Below are 15165 nucleotides of genomic sequence, written 5' to 3'. Positions count from 1 at the left end.
GCGCCCTTCCACGGCCCGAGGACGGCCCGGGAGGGCGCTCGTGCGTCGGGTGACATCGCTGAAGTCAACTGTGCCCGGGGTTCGCGCCGTTCGGCTCACCTATGCTGCCCGTGATCACGGGCGGGCAGTCTGAGGGGGCTTTCATGGGTGAGGCGGAAGCGGGCGGCGGGGGCGTCGTAGCGGAGGAGACGAACGAAACGTCGTATCCCGAGGGCGCGGACGACGCGGTTCGCGAGGGCTCCATACGGCGATGGGGACTGCTGAGCCCGGCGGTCGTGGTCGTCGGCCTCGCCTTCGTCGCCGTAGTGGCGGGAGGCGCGTTCTGGCTGTTCCAGGACGAGTTGTTCCACCCGTTCGGGGACGCCCGGGCCTGTGACGGCAGCGACGCCGCGCTGACAGGGAGGATCGTGCTCGGGGGCGTGCCGATCCCCGCCGACGCCACGGACGTCCATTACCTCACGAAGCAGGGTTTCGCCGAGGTCTCCTTCCTTGAGCGACCAGATGCCGGACTATCTGCACCGCGCGGGACTCGTCCCGGAGGGGGACTCCCTGTTCGACGAGAACGACGGCAGCGCATACGGGCTACGTGAGGGCGACAGCGAGCTGCCCGACGGACTGTGCGGCCCCGCTCTCAAGGGACCTGCCTGGAGCTACCAGGGCACGGGCCCCGGCCCGGGTGTCAGCATCCTGATCGAACGCGCCCCCACCGGAACCACCCTCCGCGCCCCGGCCCGCGTCATCGCCTCCTTCGGCACCGGCTGAGCTGTCCGACCGCGTGACGTCCGTCGACGACGGCGACGGACGACCGCGCCTCACCCCGGTTCACCGGGCGGGATCACCAGCCCGTTCTCCAACGCCGCGTAGGCGCGCCCGACCTCGCCCAGGTACTGCTCCAGACGGAAGCGGACCTCCTCGACGACCCGCCCGTCGAGGCCCGGGTACATCAGGCCGGACCAGACGACCGTCTCGCCCCGGAGCCGGACCCGGACGGTCAGCCTGTCGGGCCCCGGCTCGGGCCGCTCCTGGGCCGCCACCTCCACCCTGCACGGCATATCCGCCGGACGGAGCGGTCCGCCCGGGCGGAGCAGCCGCATCGGATCGAGGCCGGCCATTCTGCTGTCGCTGCGCGCGACCACGTCGAGGCCGTCGACGAAGAGGTACGTGTGCAGGGCAGCACACACCGGCGGCCCAGGACACGTGCTGATGAGGAGCGTGCTCACCGCACCAGCGCTTCGGCCGGCGGGCACGGTGGCCCGCAGCTCGCGCGGAGATCTACGCGGCATCCGCCTGAGGGGACGTCATGGGCCGATCCTAGCGGCCACGCCGCAGCAGCTCGGAAGATCGGGCGACCGCACGTGGGTGCCGGGACAGCGGGGAGCCACGGGTTTCCGCGACAGGAGAGGCCGGGGGACCCGCTACGCGGGCAGCGTCGCCGCGAACTCCTCCAGGGCCGTGAAGTCCGGTGCGAGCAGACCCCGTCGGGGGTCGACGTGGTGCAGGAGCGCGGGGGAGGGGTGGTGGGCGGCCACATAGGTGTCGTCGGCCGGGGACTGTTCGTCGTCCACCCATGCGAAGGGCCGGCCGGCCGCGTACGTCACGATCCGCTCCGTCTTCCAGTGCACGCCGTCCGGCCGTGCGGCGAACAGGGCGCCGGTGAAGTCGACGTACGGGAGTGCGGGCAGACCGATGACCGGCCCGATGTGGCGGTTGGCGGCGTCCATCCAGGTGGTCGCCCAGCACAGGTCGTAGCCGAGGTCCAGGAGGGCACGGCCGTGCCCGGGGTGGAGCCAGACACGCAGGGGCCTGCCGGGGGTCAGCGTCACCCGGATCGTCGTGTACCCCTCGGGCCGGCGCTCCGGCTGGGCCGCGTACGGGTTCAGCGGGCCGTCGACGTCGAGGAACAGCAGCGGTCGGCTCACGGGGCCACCGTAGGGGACACCGGTTGGAGGAGGCCGATAATTTCCCTCGGGTCGGAGGCATAGCGGGGGGCGGCTCCGCGCGTCACACGGGGCACAGGGGAGTACGGCAAGGGCCGTCGGAGAAGACCCTCGGGAAAGACGAAGGTGACGATGGATGCCGACGCACAGGAGAACTTCCGGGAGTTCGTGGCGAACAGGTCGTCCGCGCTGTTGAGGACGGCCGTCCTGCTCAGCGGCGGGGACCGGCACGCCGCCGAGGACCTGCTGCAGAACGCCCTGATCAAGGCCGCCGGGCGCTGGCACCGCATCGACGAACCCGAGGCGTACGTACGGCAGATCCTGTACCGGCAGCAGGTGAGCCGCTGGCGGCTGAAGTGGCCCCGGCGGGAGGTGAGTGTCGCCGAGCCGCCGGACGGGGCGCGCCACGGCACGGACTCCTCCGCCGCGGCCGAGCTGCGCGTCGTGATGCGCGGAGCGCTGGCCCGGCTCACCGCACGCCAGCGCACCGTGCTCGTGCTGCGCTACTTCGAGGATCTGCCCGAGGCGGACGTGGCCCGGCTCCTCGGCTGCTCCGTCGGGACCGTGCGGTCCACGACACACCGCTCGCTCGCCCGGCTCCGCGCCCTCGCCCCTGAACTGGCCGCGCTGGGAACCGGGGACGCCGGGCAGCAGCCGTCCCGTGACTTCTCGCCCGTGGAGGTGCGATCGTGAACGTCGAGGAACTGGTGCGCGACTCCCTGCGGGAGCAGGCCGCCGAACAGCCCTCCGTGGGGCCGGGCTTCGCCGACCGCGTGCTGACCGTCCGCCGGCGCCGTCGCGTCCGTACGCTCGGCTCCGTAGCCGCGGCCGTAGCCGCGGTGGTCGCCGTCGCCGTGGCGGTGCCGCTCGTCTCCGGCCGGGACGACGTGCGCCCCGCGAGCGTTCTGGACGGAACCGGTTTGAGCGCCCACCCGGACCAGTCGCCGCCGCGCGACCTCATCGCGGCCGGAAATGTGGCGCTGGGCGCGTACTACACGGCGCAGGCCGTGCCACGGACGAAGGACCGCGCCGTCTACGCCCGTACCTACTGGCTGCTCGACCCGAGGTCCGGACGGTACGAGAAGAGCACCAAGTGGTCCTTCGTCGCCCTCGCCCCCGGTCTGCGGACCGCCGCCGTCCTGGAACAGGACCTGCCCACCCGCCGGATCGGTCTGCTCGACCTCACCACCGGCAGGATCGAGCGGTGGATCCCGGTCGACCACGGGGTGGGGGGACTCGCGTTCTCCCGGGACGGGAGCAGGCTCGTCGCGACGACCTACGACGAGAACCCGGACCTGCGCGACAAGGTGCACGGCCCCTCCGGGACCGACTGGATGGCGCGCTACGGCGGGTCGAGCAGGTCAGGGTTCCTCGTCGTCGACGTGGCCTCCGGCAAGGGGACCTGGAGCGGTGTCGCATCCGGCCGCTACACCGGAGCCCGTGAGGACTTCGCCTTCAGCCGCGACGGCAGGCTGGTGTACTCCCGGGTCGTCGTGCCGGGGGGCCGGGACGGCACGCAGCAGTTCTACGACCTGGAGGGCGCGAAGGTGCCCGCACCCGCGGACGAGTTGTACCTCCGGGCGGACGTCGGCGCGCGGCTGTCCCCGGACGGCGGCCTCGCCGCGAGCGGCCTGACGCGCGAGAAGCCCGACAAGTCGTATTCCGCGCTCCTCGATCCGCGCACCGGCAAACGGATCACCCTGGTGCGTGGAGCGGAGTTGCTCGCCTGGGTCGACGACAAGAGGCTCATCGCCTGGGAGAGGCTCCCGGGCGGGACCCTGTACCGGCCCCGGCTCGTGCTGGTGACGATCGGCAGCGACAAGGTCGTACCGCTGAGCGGTGGCCCGGCACTGAACAGCGACCCGACGCGGCAGCTGTGGGAGCCCGTCTTCGCCGACCGCTGATCACCCGGCCACCAGCTCTTCGTAGACCGCCAGCAGACCGCCGGTCACCTCCTGGCCGGCGGACCGCAGGGGCGCGCGGACCGGACCCGCGGGCAGGCCGAGCCGGCCGAGCAGGGCCTTCGCCGTGACCGCGCCGGGCAGACCGGCCGACATCATCGCCTCGACCAGCGGGATCACCCGCCGCTGGCGCCGGGCCGCCTCGGCGGTGTCGCCGGAGTCGAACGCGTCGAGGATCGCGCGGAAGGCGCCCGGCGCCGCGTTCGCCACCGTGCTGACGTAGCCGGTCCCGCCGACCGCCCGCAGCGCGAGCACGTACTCGTCGCACCCGGTGTAGTACGCCAACTCCGTCCGGGCCAGCACCTTCTGGGTGCCGAGCAGGTCGTACGCGCAGTCCTTGACGGCCATGATCCTGGGGTGCCCGGCGAGCCGGATCAGGGTGTCGGGCTCGATGCGGGTTCCTGTGCGGCCCGGGATGTCGTAGAGGGCGAGCGGCAGCCCGGTGGCGTCGGCGATCTCGCGGAAGTGGGCCTCGACGGCGTCCTGCGGCGGCCTGCTGTAGTACGGGGTGACGACCAACAGGCCGTCCGCACCCGCCTTTTCGGCCTGCCGGGCCAGCTCCACGGTGTGCCGTGTGTCGGCGGTGCCGACGCCCGCGAGGATCGACGCACGGTTTCCGACCGCCTCCCGCACGGCTCTTACGAGCACGGCCTTCTCGGCGTCCGTCGTGGTCGGGGACTCGCCCGTGGTGCCGGACAGGACCAGACCGTCGCAGCCCCCGCGGACCAGCCGGTCGGCGAGCAGCCCCGCCCCGTCGAGGTCGAGCGCGCCCGCATCGGTGAAGGGCGTGACCATCGCGCAGAGCGCGCGGCCGAAGGGAGGTGTCGGTGTGGCCGAGGTCGTGGTGCGAGGTGTCCGCGTCATGCGAGCAGTCTCGGCACCCCCATGGTGAAGCTCCACTTAATTCTTCTACGACATGAGGAGAAGGACTGCTACGACATGCCTCTTTCGGGGGCTTCCCGGAGGCACTGGTGCCAACTCGGCTCCCCATGGGTCACCATGGCGAGGACGGAAGTCGACGGCAGATCGCGGGAGGCGTCATGAGGCTGGGCAGGGCACTCGCCACCGGAGTCGCGGAGGAGCAGGTCCGCGTGGACGAAGAGGATCTCCGGCAGATCGCGGAGACCGCGGAGCCGGAGGCGTCCACGCGCGAAGAGGTCCCGGTCGCCCGATGAGGCTGCGGCTCCCCGAGGAACGTCCGACGGAGCCGCCGACCGGATACAAGATCGCCCACCCGGTACTGTCCCAGGACGGCACCCGGGCCGGGTTCACCGGCGTCTCACTGGGCGGCGCGCTGCCGTACGGAGTGCTGGACGAGGCGCGCTGCGTCTACGGACTGCGGCACCGTACGCCGCACCGCCGCTGCGACTGCGGTTTCCACTGTGTGCACGACCGCACCACGGCCGAGGCGCTGCTGTGCACCACCGAGCACCGGGCGGCCGCCCTTCTGGAGGTCTCCGTCCTCGGCGCGTACATCCGCTTCGAGCGGGGTTTCCGCTACGCCCGCCAGCGGGTGCGGACCGCGACGGTCGGCCCCTGCGCATGCGGTGCGGTGGCCGCCGCGCTCGCGGACGCGGGCTGGGGGCGACCGGGCTGGTGCGGTCTGACGGCGGCCTGCGCGGGTTGCGTACGCGGCCGTAGGTCCGTGTCGCCCGCCGGGTTCGCCCGGCTGGCCGGGGAGGGGCTGCGGGTCCGCGCCGGGAGCGGGATCGCGGCGGTGGACCCGTCCGCCGGGCTCGGGATGGCCGAACTCGTCGCCGAGGCAGCCCTGTTGCAGGCCCGGCTCGACTGGTTCCAGACCCAGCTGGCGCGTCTCGACGACAGCGGGGAGCGGGGATAGCGCGGGAGCGGGACGGCGGCAGAGGGGTGGCGTGGCCGGGCGCCGGCGGGCACGCGCACCGTGTGTCCGCCGGCGCGCCGCCGCCGGCCTCCGGTACGCCTGCGCAGCACGCCCGCGCCGCCGGCCTCCGGTACGCCTGCGCAGCACGCCCGCGCCGGGGGCCTCCGGTACGCCTGCGCAGCACGCCCGCGCCGCCGGCCTCGCGCACGCCGACGCCGACGCCGACTTCGCGCACGCCCGCGCCACCTCTCCCTGTCGTTCCCCGCGCCGCCCGCCTCTGCTGCCCCTGCGCACCCCCCCGGTCCGCCCCCTGACCCCGCCCCGCCCCATCACCCGCCACCCAACCGACAACTCCACCCGCCTGGACAAAAAAAGTGTTCGGTGAGACGGTGGAGTCATGTTGGATGTGACCGTGATCGAGGACGCAGAGGCCGCCGCCGTCTCGCTGGACCCGATACGGGCCCGGTTGCTGGCCGAGCTGGCCGCCGGACCCGCGTCGGCCGCCATGCTGGCCGGAAAGGTCGGGCTGCCGCGGCAGAAGGTGAACTACCACCTGAAGACGCTGGAGCGGCACGGCCTGGTCGAGCTGGCGGGCGAGCGCCGCAAGGGCAACGTCACCGAGCGGCTGATGCGGGCGACCGCGGCGTCGTACGTCATCTCGCCGCTCGCGCTCGCCGCCGTGCAGCCCGATCCGGACCGGTTCCGCGACCAGCTCTCGGCCCGCTGGCTGCTCGCGCTCGGCGCCCGGCTGGTCCGGGACGTCGGCTCGCTGATCACCGGCGCGGCCAAGGCCCGCAAGCGGCTCGCCACGTTCGCGCTCGACGGTGAGGTGACCTTCGCGACCGCCGCCGACCGTGCCGCGTTCATCGAGGAGCTGACGCAGGGGGTCGGCGCGCTCATCCGCAAGTACCACGACGGGAACGCGGAGGGCGGCCGGGATCACCGGATCGTCGTCGCCGTCCACCCCACGCTCAAGCCGGAGTCCGCCGCGACCTCCGACGCCGCTCCCGTCGAGGCCGCTTCCTCGGCGGCCTCCGCCGTCGCCGCCGCGGCCCCCGCCCCGATCCCGCCCGCACAGGGCTGACCCCAGGAGAATCACCACCATGTCCAAGGAATTCGAGATCGCCCGCGAGTTCGAGGTCGACGCCTCCCCGGAGCAGGTGTGGGACGCCATCACCAGTGGCACCGGTGGCTGGCTGTGGCCGATGGAGTTCGAGCCGCGCCAGGGAGGCACCGGACCCTTCGGCTCCACGCTCACCAACTGGGACCCGCCGCACCGCCTGACCAGCCGGGTCGAGGACGTCGAGGGCATCTCCCAGCAGACCCTCAACCAGATCGACGAGACCATCGAGCCGCGCGACGACGGCCGCCGCTCCTGGGTGCGCTATGTGCACAGCGGCATCTTCGTCGAGGACTGGGACAACCAGTACGACGGGGCGAGTTGGCACACGGACTTCTACCTGCACACCCTGCGCGAGTACGTGACGCACTTCGCGGGCCGCCCGGTCGCCTTCGCCACCTTCGACGGACCCGAGGCGTCCATGGCGTCCGACGCCTTCACCGCGGTGGGGCGGGCGCTCGGTCTCGCCGACGACACCGAGGCCGGGGCGCGCGTACGGGTGCGGGGAGCCGAGGGACAACTCCTCGACGCCGTCCTCGACTTCCGCAACCCGTACTTCATCGGCCTGCGCACCGAGGACCAGTTGCTGCGCTTCTTCGGACGCAACCGCTGGGGTGCGCCGGTCGGCATCAGCGTCCACGACTTCGCGGCCGACGCCGACGCCAAGCGCGACGAGATCGCCTGGCGGGGCTGGCTGAACGGCGTGTTCGCGGCCTGAGCGTGCGCAGGAAAGAGCCCGGCCCCCCGGACGACGGGGCCGGGCTCTTCCGCACGCGGGGTTACGGCCTGAACCTCAGCACCTGTGGGTCGTGGTCGCTGATCTGGTCGGAGAACTCCGAGTTGATGTGCACGCTGTCGTAGTCGAAGTCGCAGTCCCGGCGGATCGACGGGCTGACCAGGATCTGGTCGAGAACCTGCTCGTTGCCCTGGTAGTCGTACGTGTAACGCTCGCTCTTCGGCAGCGACTTGATCGCCGACCAGAGCTCGCCGTGACCCTCCAGGATCTTCGCCGTGTCCGAGAACTCGAAGTCGTTCAGGTCGCCGAGCGCGATCACGTCCGCGTCCTTCTGCGCCTTCAGGATCTGGTTGACGAAGGTGTTCTCCGCGGTCGCCTGGAGGTGGCGCTGGGTCTCCGAACTGCGCACCGGAGGCTGGTACTGCGCGGTCAGACCCTGGTCGCCGCCCTTGGAGGCGAAGTGGTTGGCGATCACGAAGACCGTCCGGCCGCGGAAGACGAACTCGCCGGCCAGCGGCTTGCGGCTGGTCGTCCAGGCCGTGTTGCCCGGGTCGATCCGCCCCGGGGACGCGGTCAGCCGCGCCTCGCCGTGCACCTTGGTGACACCGACGGCGGTCGTCGAGTCGCCGCCCGCGCGGTCCGTGAAGGAGACCCGCTGCGGGTTGAACAGGAACACCTGGCGGATGTTGCCGCCCGGCTCGCCGCCGTCCTGGTCGTTGACCGGGTCGATGGAACGCCACTCGTACTTCGGGCCGCCCGCCGCGACGATCGCGTCGATCAGCTTGTTCACCGTCTGGTCGGCGGCGACCGTGCCGTCGTCCGTCGGGCCGTTGTTGTCCTGGATCTCCTCCAGGGACACGATGTCGGGCGACCGCAGGTTGTTCACGATCGCGGCCGCGTGGGCGGCGAAGGTGCTGTCACCCGGGTCCAGGTTCTCCACGTTGTACGTCGCCACCGCCAGCTCGCCGCGCGACTGCTTGCGGGTCGTCTCGCGCTGCAGGCCGCCCTTGTCCAGGGTGCCCAGCCGGCTCGCGACGAGCGTGTAGCCGCCGAACTGGTTGAAGTCGAGCGGGCCCGCGGTGGTGCCCGCGAGCTCGTCGCCGACGTTCGCGGCGGGGAAGTCGGCGGTCGAACCCAGGGACTGGATCTGAAGACGCCCGGTGTTCTGCGAGGTGTACGCGCCGTAGACCGTGCCGCCGCGGCGGTTGGCGTGCTCGTGCGGCTTCACCGTGACCCACAGCTCGCTGTAGGGGTCGGTCGCGGTGACCACTCGGGTGTCGGAGACCTGGACGTTCATGCCCTCCAGGGACTCGTAGTAGTCCAGGGCGTACTTCTTCGGCTCCAGGGTGAGCGCGTTGACCGAGCCGCTCGCCGCCGTGTCACCGGCGGGGGTGTAGGCGTCCGGCACGGAACGGCTGTTGATCACCGTGGCGGCGGGGACCGCGTTGCCGGACGACAGCACCGTGACCACCGGCTTGGTGATCTCCGTCACCGACTGGTTGCCGGTGGAGGCTCCGCCCGGCACGAACTCCGAGACGGTGCCCGAGACCGTGACCGAGTCGCCGGCCGCCACCTTCGGGGTGGAACTGGTGAAGACGAAGACTCCCTCACTGGTGGCGGGGTCGGCGTCCGGGGTGGGATCCTGGATCCAGAAGCCCTTGGACGAGCCGTAGGTCCGCACCCCCGTCACCACGCCCGCGACGTCCGTGACCTGCCGGCCCGCATACGGGGACACCCGGGTGGTGCCCTGGATGTCGTGGATGCGGACGGTGTCCGCGTGGGCCGGTGCGGTGAGCACGACGGCGGAGACGGTGGAACAGACCGCGGCTACGGTCAGCGCGCCGATGCGCGCGGTTCTCTTGCTCGGCAAGGGAATCCCTCCGGGGACTTACATGAGCGCCGGGACGAGGGCGAAGCGGTGGGGGGACACGACCCGTGTGCGGATCGGTGACGCGCGTAGAAAAAAATCGGCGAGCCCAACCCCCGTTGAACTTCTACGCGCGTCAATCTCGTGTGTGAGCGGGGGAGTTGTCAAGGTTTCGGTGGTGTCCAGCTTTTGGCAGGGACATGAACCGGGCGGCATGGGTGGAAATCCGTCTAGGCTGAGTCGTCCACGTGGTTTTCCGGGGCGGCGTCCGGGTGTGCGTGTCCAGGGCGGGCTCCTGGCCTCGACGGACTCCCTGACGTGCCCCGCCTGTCCTCGTCCGTCACGCCCACCCCTGTCCGTCATGCTTGTACCGGTCCTGTTCGTCGGGTCCTGTCCGGTCCCGCTCGTCGGGTCCTGATCGTTCGGAGGAGAACCCAGCCGATGTCAGACAGCTCCCCCTTGCCGCCGGTGCGGCTGACTTCCGAAGCGGAGCTGGCGCGGGACGCGCTCGCCACGCCGCTGCTCTCCCGCGCCGCGCGGCTGGCCCGCTGGGCCGGGCCGGACACGCGGGTCGACGCGGGCGGTGAACTCGTCGACGAGCAGCTCGCGGAGGCGGCCGGCGCGCTCGGGCTGACCGGTGACGACGCCGCCGCCCTCGCCAGTGAGGCCTGGCTGATCGCCGTCGACGCCGGGCTCGTGGAGATCGTGGACGAGGACGAGGGCACCGTCGCCGCGGGCGCGGACCTCGCCCTGCTCACCTCCGGCGGGCCGCAGGACGTCCTGGGGGTGTGGCTCGTCGCCCTGGAGGCGGTGCTCGCCGACGCGAGCGTGCCCGACCTCGACGAACTGGCCGGGGCGGTGGAGGAGGGCGGGGAGCTCGACCTCTCCTCGCTGGACTGGGACCCCGAGGCCGAGGCCGAGTTCCTGGACGGAGTGCTCGGGAACCTGTACCTGCTGACCGTGAGCGACGACGGGGAGGGGCCGGTGCCGCTGCCCGCCCTCGCCGCGTCGATGATCGTGCCCGATGACATGGGAGACCCCAGCAACGACGTGCTGGAACAGGTGTCCGACGCGATGATGCGGCTCGACGACCAGTTCCGGCTGCTGGAACCCGTCGGACTCGTCGACTTCCAGCCGGTCGACGAGGCGCTGATGGCGGACACCGACGAGGAGCCGGCCGGCCCCCTCGACGAGACGGACGTCTCGCGGTACGGGATGGTGCGGCTGACACCGCTCGGGCTGTACGGCCTGCGGGCCCGGCTGCTGGAGGCGGGATTCTCCGTTCCCGCGGTGGGCGACCTGGCGGACAAGGGCGCGGACGCGCTGCTGGACAGCACCGGCGTCTTCCCGCCGGCCGCGGCCCGGGCCGAGACCGAGCAGTGGCTCGTCCGGCGTGAACCCCTCGCCGCCGCACGGGAGTTGCTCGCCGCGGCACGGGGCGGCGACGCCGGCGCGCCGCTGCGGCGGCTGCGCTGTCAGCAGGCGCTCTCGCTCGTCGGCATGGAGGCCGAGCCCGCGCTGCGTGACGTCCTCGACGACGCCGAGCTGGGCGGCCTCGCCCGGGTCTGGCTCTCCGAGCACGGCGCCGTCGACGTGCCCCCGCCGTCCGAGGCGATGATCTTCTGGCTCACCATCGACACGGTCGCCGCGCAACTCGCGGCCGAGGGCAACTCCGCGGAGCTCCAGGGGCTCGTGGAAGGCCTGGCGCAGCAGCACGGCGGCTTCTTCGCGGCGGCGTGGCGGGTCGACCACCCCGCCACGCCGGACGTCCTGGAGGCGATGGGGCGGCTGCACCCCGACAAGAAGGTCGCCAAGGAGGCCCGCAAGGCCGCCTTCAAGGCACGTTCCCAACAAGGGGGCTGAGGCCCGGCCGGCAGTCGCGCGCCGGGTCGGGGAGGGGCGGGGTGCGCGAGGGCGGGTGAGGGGGTTTTGGGCTCCTGTGGCCGAGTCCTTACGGATTCATGGAAGGGAGTCCGGTGAAGTCGCCGGGCGTTCAACTCCCGTTCAGGCCAGGGCGGGACGGTGTGGCCGCAACGCCGTCCGCGGCCCTCCGTAGCCTTCCATGGTCATCCTCACCGTCACAGGAGACACCCATGTCGCTCACCCGCAGGGACTTCGCCAGACGATCCGCGATCACCGGTGCCGGAGTGGCCCTGGCCGGCAGCGTGGGCGCCCTCGCCACCGCTCCGAACGCCCTCGCCTCCACCGACACCGAGAGTGTCGGGGAGGAGTCCGCGGACCGGCACGGCGGTGTGGGCTACGGACCGTTGGTCCCCGACCCCGAGGGCGTACTCGCGCTGCCCGCCGGATTCTCCTACCGCGTCATCACCTACAGCGGCCGGACCAAGCTGGAATCCGGTGAGTTCACGCCGTCCAACCACGACGGCACGTCCACCTTCGACGGCCCCCGCGGCGCCACCCTCCTCGTCAACAACCACGAGCTCAAGGGCGCCCGCGACAGCTGGAAGTACCCCGTGCCGCTCACCGAGGGCCTGGTCTACGACCCGGCCGCGTCCGGCGGCTGCACGGTCGTCGAGGTACGCCACGACAAGGTCGCCGAGTGGGTCGGCATCGCCGGTACCTCCACCAACTGCGCGGGCGGCAACACCCCTTGGGACACCTGGCTCACCTGCGAGGAGACCGAGGACAAGGCCGGCCAGGGCGGCATGACCAAGGACCACGGCTACGTCTTCGAGGTCGACCCCGCCGACCGGCGTCGCAACCGGAATCCCAAGCCGATCAAGGCGCTCGGACGGTACGCCCACGAGGCCGTCGTCGTCGACGCCAAGCGCGGCCGCCTCTACCTCACCGAGGACGCCGCGACGCCCAACGGCCTGCTGTACCGCTGGACCCCGCCGCAGGGCTTCGAGCACGGCCACGGACAACTGCGCACCCTCGCCGACGACGCGGGCGCCCTGCAGGCCTTCAAGTGCTTCGACTCCGGCGGCCGTTTCGTCGACGATCTCTCCCGCGCCACGAAGATCGGCACCGTGTACGGCGTCGACTGGGTGGACGTCCCCGACCGCGACGCCAGGACGGTCTCCGTACGCAAGCAGTTCGCCGCCGGTGAGGTGACCCGCGCCCGCAAGCTCGAAGGCATGTGGTGGGGTGACGGCGGCGTCTACATCGTCTCCTCGTACGCCCGCGAGGAGAGCCCCGTCCAGCACGACGGCCAGGTCTGGTTCTACGACCCCAAGCGTCGCACCCTGACCCTGAAGGTACTGATCGGTGTGAACCCCGACCCTTCGGCCGACGGCCCCTTCGACGGTCCCGACAACATCACGGTCTCCCCGTACGGAGGCCTGGTCATCGCCGAGGACGGCGAAGGCGTCCAGCACCTGTTCGGCGCCACCGACAGCGGCCGTACGTACCCGATCGCCCGCAACGAACTCAACATCGGCACCGCGGAGGAGCCGGCCTACAGCGAGTTCACCGGCGTCACCTTCTCGCCCGACGGCCGGACACTGTTCGCGAACATCCAGGAGCCCGGAATCATGCTCGCGATCACAGGTCCCTGGAAGCGCCAGAAGCGCGGCTGAACTCCCCGCTTCCACCCGGCGGTTAATTCGCTCGCCCGTCCCGCGGTACGCCTCCTAGAGTGATGCACGTCCAGGTGCGAAGGCAGGACCTACTTCCACTCATCATGGGGCGGCCGCGGGTTCGAATCCCGTCACCGGTACAACGGGCCGGTGTAGCTCAGGGGCCAGAGCACCTTGTCGGTTCCGTCGATCCTGAACTCTGGACACCACAACTTCATGCACCTCCCGGTGCGCGGGCTGCGGCTACTTCTCTGCAAAAGAATCCCATGCCGCCGCCGATTCTGATCTCGGGAGGCGCAGCACATGGTGGGTGCCCGGTGCGCAGGCGACGGTTACTTCATTGGATCGGACGGTTGCGGGTTCGAGTCCCGCCGCCGGCTTCGGCCGGCGTAGCTCAATCGGGAAGAGCATCTGGCTGAGTCCGTCGCCGCCCTCCGAACTCGGGCACCCTCCCTTCGCTGTGCCTCCCTCCGAAACACGACGTCACCGTCGTACCGAGAATTCGGGGGAATTCATCATGGCGCGATTCAACACCAAGGCCGCCAAGGCACAGCCCACTTCGCGGGTCACCTCGACCGGCCGCGTCCTGCGGACACATCAGGGCGGCCGCGGACAGGAGCGCGACGCGCGCTCCGAGCTCTTTCTCCTCGCCGTCTCCCACTTCGTCTCCCAGCAGACCTTCTACGAGACCGGCACCGACCGTGACGACCGGTTCACCGCACTGGTGCGCGAGCTCGCCGTCCACGACCCCTCGTGGACGGCCGCCCTGCTCGGCTGGCTGCGCGGCGACGGCAACCTGCGCTCCGCCTCGGTCATGGGCGCCGCCGAGTACGTGAAGGCACGCCTCGACGCGGGCGCCACCGACGGTCCCGCCAACCGTCAGGTCGTGGCCTCCGTGCTGCGCCGACCCGACGAGCCCGGCGAGCTGCTCGCCTACTGGACCTCCCGGTACGGCCGCAACGTGCCCAAGCCCGTCAAGCGCGGCGTCGCCGACGCCGTACGCCGTCTCTACAACGGCAGGTCGCTGCTGAAGTACGACACCGCGTCCAAGGGCTACCGCTTCGGCGACATCCTGAACCTCGTGCACGCGGCGCCCGACCCCGACAAGCCGTGGCAGGGCGAGCTGTTCCAGTACGCCCTGGACCGGCGCCACAACCCCGACACGGCGCAGCCGCCCGCCTCGAACCGTGTGCTCGTCGCGCACCGCGAGCTGATGGCGGTGCCCGTCGCCGAGCGGCGCGCGGTCGTGACGGCTCCGGACGGTGCCGAGCGGCTCGCGGCGGCGGGTCTCACCTGGGAGGCGCTGGCGGGCTGGCTCCAGGGTCCGATGGACAAGGCGGCCTGGGAGGCGGTGATCCCGTCCATGGGCACGATGGCGCTCGTCCGGAACCTGCGGAACTTCGACGAGGCGGGTGTCGGCGACGACGTGGCGGCGCGTGTCGCCACGCGGATCAGCGACCCGGCGGAGGTGGTGCGTTCGCGCCAGTTCCCCTTCCGCTACCTGGCCGCCTACCAGCACGCGCCCTCGCTGCGCTGGGCGTACCCGCTGGAGCAGGCGCTCGGGCACTCGCTGGCCAACGTGCCGGCGCTGCCCGGACGGACGCTCGTGCTCGTCGACCGGTCCGGCTCGATGTTCTTCTCGCGGCTGTCGGACCGCTCGGAGCTCAACCGGGCCGACGCGGCCGCGGTCTTCGGCACGGCGCTCGCACTGCGCGCGGCGGACGCGGACCTCGTCCAGTTCGGCACCAGCAGCGACCGGGTGCGCTACCGCAGGGGCGAGTCGGTGCTGAAGGTGCTGGAGCGGTTCGGTGACCTCGGTGGCACGAACACCAGTGAGGCGGTACGGGCGCACTACCGCGAGCACGACCGGGTGCTCATCGTCACGGACGAGCAGGCCGCGTACAGCCACCGCGGCGACCCGACCGAGCAGGTCCCGGCGCACGTACCGGTCTACACCTGGAACCTCGCCGGCCACCGGGCCGGCCACGGCCCGTCCGGCAAGGACAACCGGCACACGTTCGGGGGCCTGTCGGACACGGCGTTCCGGATGGTCTCCCTGCTCGAGTCCGGCAGGGAAGGGCTCTGGCCGTGGATGACTGAATGAGCGCGCGGCCGCCGGGGAAGTCATCGGGCGACGCGGTGACTTGCCCGGCCCGGGCGCGGGC

Annotated in this window: 14 protein-coding genes; 10 read left to right on the top strand and 4 right to left on the bottom strand. The window is 71.8% G+C overall.

The genetic code is table 11. The features are described from left to right. Window positions 1-489: 489 nt before the first annotated feature. A complete protein-coding gene (locus OHB41_RS13655; RefSeq protein WP_266698296.1) occupies window positions 490-762 on the top strand; it encodes a hypothetical protein in 273 nt (90 codons plus the stop codon). Between the two features lie 50 nt (window positions 763-812). Here the strand turns inward: OHB41_RS13655 and OHB41_RS13650 are convergent, their stop codons facing one another. Next, window positions 813-1283, bottom strand: coding sequence for a hypothetical protein (locus OHB41_RS13650; RefSeq protein WP_266698295.1), 471 nt, complete (start codon window positions 1281-1283; stop codon window positions 813-815). A gap of 132 nt (window positions 1284-1415) precedes the next feature. Next, window positions 1416-1919: a hypothetical protein gene (locus tag OHB41_RS13645; RefSeq protein ID WP_266698294.1), complete on the bottom strand. Its 504-nt coding sequence runs from the start codon at window positions 1917-1919 to the stop codon at window positions 1416-1418. Between the two features lie 150 nt (window positions 1920-2069). Here OHB41_RS13645 and OHB41_RS13640 point away from each other — a divergent pair, with 150 nt between their 5' ends. Both OHB41_RS13640 and OHB41_RS13635 read left to right on the top strand, forming a co-directional pair. Next, window positions 2070-2630 carry a SigE family RNA polymerase sigma factor gene (locus OHB41_RS13640; protein WP_266698293.1) on the top strand — a complete coding sequence of 187 codons (561 nt, stop codon included), beginning with the start codon at window positions 2070-2072 and terminating at the stop codon, window positions 2628-2630. Next, window positions 2627-3841, top strand: a complete 1215-nt coding sequence (locus OHB41_RS13635) for a WD40 repeat domain-containing protein (RefSeq protein ID WP_266698292.1) — start codon at window positions 2627-2629, stop codon at window positions 3839-3841. The genes OHB41_RS13640 and OHB41_RS13635 overlap by 4 nt, the downstream gene beginning before the upstream one ends. On the opposite strand, the gene dapA is transcribed toward OHB41_RS13635, so the two are convergent. Further along, window positions 3842-4762: a 4-hydroxy-tetrahydrodipicolinate synthase gene (dapA, locus tag OHB41_RS13630; protein WP_266698291.1), complete on the bottom strand. Its 921-nt coding sequence runs from the start codon at window positions 4760-4762 to the stop codon at window positions 3842-3844. A 176-nt stretch (window positions 4763-4938) separates the two neighbouring features. On the opposite strand from dapA, the gene OHB41_RS13625 reads away from it, so the two are divergent. The 4 genes from OHB41_RS13625 to OHB41_RS13610 all read left to right on the top strand — a co-directional run bounded on the left by OHB41_RS13625 (window position 4939) and on the right by OHB41_RS13610 (window position 7576). Then, a complete protein-coding gene (locus OHB41_RS13625) occupies window positions 4939-5073 on the top strand; it encodes a hypothetical protein (protein WP_266698290.1) in 135 nt (44 codons plus the stop codon). Further along, a complete protein-coding gene (locus OHB41_RS13620) occupies window positions 5070-5738 on the top strand; it encodes a hypothetical protein (protein WP_266698289.1) in 669 nt (222 codons plus the stop codon). Before OHB41_RS13625 ends, OHB41_RS13620 begins: the two co-directional genes overlap by 4 nt. Window positions 5739-6135: 397 nt before the next feature. Continuing rightward, window positions 6136-6822, top strand: coding sequence for an ArsR/SmtB family transcription factor (locus OHB41_RS13615; protein WP_266698287.1), 687 nt, complete (start codon window positions 6136-6138; stop codon window positions 6820-6822). A gap of 19 nt (window positions 6823-6841) precedes the next feature. Next, entirely contained in the window at window positions 6842-7576 is a 735-nt protein-coding gene (locus tag OHB41_RS13610) for an SRPBCC family protein (protein ID WP_266698286.1), read from the top strand. Between the two features lie 61 nt (window positions 7577-7637). Here OHB41_RS13610 and OHB41_RS13605 read toward each other — a convergent pair whose 3' ends face one another. Continuing rightward, the gene (locus tag OHB41_RS13605) at window positions 7638-9464 is read right to left on the bottom strand and encodes a DUF8508 domain-containing protein (protein ID WP_266698285.1); all 1827 of its coding nucleotides are present in this window, start codon (window positions 9462-9464) and stop codon (window positions 7638-7640) included. A 438-nt stretch (window positions 9465-9902) separates the two neighbouring features. Here OHB41_RS13605 and OHB41_RS13600 point away from each other — a divergent pair, with 438 nt between their 5' ends. The 3 genes from OHB41_RS13600 to OHB41_RS13590 all read left to right on the top strand — a co-directional run bounded on the left by OHB41_RS13600 (window position 9903) and on the right by OHB41_RS13590 (window position 15104). Then, window positions 9903-11324 (top strand): hypothetical protein, encoded by a 1422-nt coding sequence (locus OHB41_RS13600; protein WP_266698284.1) that lies wholly within the window; start codon window positions 9903-9905, stop codon window positions 11322-11324. A 230-nt stretch (window positions 11325-11554) separates the two neighbouring features. Further along, the gene (locus tag OHB41_RS13595; protein WP_266698283.1) at window positions 11555-13000 is read left to right on the top strand and encodes an alkaline phosphatase PhoX; all 1446 of its coding nucleotides are present in this window, start codon (window positions 11555-11557) and stop codon (window positions 12998-13000) included. A gap of 517 nt (window positions 13001-13517) precedes the next feature. Further along, window positions 13518-15104, top strand: coding sequence for a TROVE domain-containing protein (locus OHB41_RS13590; protein WP_266698282.1), 1587 nt, complete (start codon window positions 13518-13520; stop codon window positions 15102-15104). The last annotated feature ends 61 nt before the right edge of the window (window positions 15105-15165 follow it).

Source organism: Streptomyces sp. NBC_01571, from assembly GCF_026339875.1.
GTDB lineage: Bacteria > Actinomycetota > Actinomycetes > Streptomycetales > Streptomycetaceae > Streptomyces.
This window is presented reverse-complemented; position numbering and strand designations above follow the sequence as displayed.

What these genes read in the sequence shown, in the direction of transcription:
- OHB41_RS13650 (WP_266698295.1), bottom strand. Translation starts at nt 1,283, where the DNA reads ATGCCGCGTAGATCTCCGCGCGAGCTGCGGGCCACCGTGCCCGCCGGC.
- OHB41_RS13640 (WP_266698293.1), top strand. Translation starts at nt 2,070, where the DNA reads ATGGATGCCGACGCACAGGAGAACTTCCGGGAGTTCGTGGCGAACAGG.
- dapA (WP_266698291.1), bottom strand. Translation starts at nt 4,762, where the DNA reads ATGACGCGGACACCTCGCACCACGACCTCGGCCACACCGACACCTCCC.
- OHB41_RS13625 (WP_266698290.1), top strand. Translation starts at nt 4,939, where the DNA reads ATGAGGCTGGGCAGGGCACTCGCCACCGGAGTCGCGGAGGAGCAGGTC.
- OHB41_RS13620 (WP_266698289.1), top strand. Translation starts at nt 5,070, where the DNA reads ATGAGGCTGCGGCTCCCCGAGGAACGTCCGACGGAGCCGCCGACCGGA.
- OHB41_RS13615 (WP_266698287.1), top strand. Translation starts at nt 6,136, where the DNA reads ATGTTGGATGTGACCGTGATCGAGGACGCAGAGGCCGCCGCCGTCTCG.
- OHB41_RS13610 (WP_266698286.1), top strand. Translation starts at nt 6,842, where the DNA reads ATGTCCAAGGAATTCGAGATCGCCCGCGAGTTCGAGGTCGACGCCTCC.
- OHB41_RS13600 (WP_266698284.1), top strand. Translation starts at nt 9,903, where the DNA reads ATGTCAGACAGCTCCCCCTTGCCGCCGGTGCGGCTGACTTCCGAAGCG.
- OHB41_RS13595 (WP_266698283.1), top strand. Translation starts at nt 11,555, where the DNA reads ATGTCGCTCACCCGCAGGGACTTCGCCAGACGATCCGCGATCACCGGT.
- OHB41_RS13590 (WP_266698282.1), top strand. Translation starts at nt 13,518, where the DNA reads ATGGCGCGATTCAACACCAAGGCCGCCAAGGCACAGCCCACTTCGCGG.